The following is an 886-nucleotide window of genomic DNA, read 5'->3' on the forward strand; positions in this document are numbered from 1 at the left end:
GAACATGACTTCCTAGTAAACAAAACTGTTCGCTTTTTTCTTTTTACTATGTCAGATAGTTTATTTCACAACAGAAACATTGCCCGTTGAACTGTCATATCTAACAGTTTCTCCATAAAAACCGGAAATTCCTTTTTCAATATAATCACGGAAATCATTAGGCAAAACTTTCATCTTCACGATTTCACCAGATTCATCTGCATAGCCCAAAATATGGTGATCTTTAGATAATAATCCGTCCATAAACATTGTAAAATATCCAGTTACAAGTTTACCATTATCATCATTGGCACCTCTTAGATAAAGTTTATTGTCATTAATTGTCAATCCAGATGAATCTAGACTAATAACTGGACTTGAGTTTTTAAGATAAAGTTCAGACCCAACTTTTTGAATAGGGAAGTGAGTAGTGAATTCTGGTAGATTCGCAACCTTACGTCCATCTGCTCCAAAGTAATACTTATTTGGTAAGTTTTGGAAATTCTTTATGACAGCTTTAGGATCAATTTCTTCCCCTGGTTTTTTATTATCAGTAATGGCATCTAAAGTATTTCGTTTTATATCGCCAATCTTTTGATAAGAAAAACGTTCAACAATAGGTTTGATATACCAGGCATTCTTTTCGATAACAACTCCATCTTTCTTATGAACAAGGTGATAGTCATAACCATCAGACAAAGTAACGATATCTGTAATAACTGTATCATCAAAAGGATCTTGTTCAACCTGACTAGGGAGTTTGGTTAACATATAACCATCCTTACCAATGACATAACTTTCCCCATCGCTTGCTGGAACAGCTCTATCTGCTACCATAGCACCTGATTTTTCAAAGTAAGACCATTGACCATTTGCAGTTGCCCATCCTGTTGCCATAGCGCCACTG

Annotated in this window: 1 protein-coding gene; it reads right to left on the bottom strand. The window is 35.1% G+C overall.

Annotation, left to right across the window (positions count from 1 at the left end; genetic code table 11):
- Window positions 1-60: 60 nt before the first annotated feature.
- Window positions 61-886 (bottom strand): N-acetylmuramoyl-L-alanine amidase family protein (locus M1G05_RS09995; RefSeq protein ID WP_247953699.1); only part of this gene is annotated, 826 nt, incomplete at its 5' end.

Source organism: Streptococcus mitis (genome assembly GCF_023109515.1).
Lineage (GTDB): Bacteria > Bacillota > Bacilli > Lactobacillales > Streptococcaceae > Streptococcus > Streptococcus mitis_CS.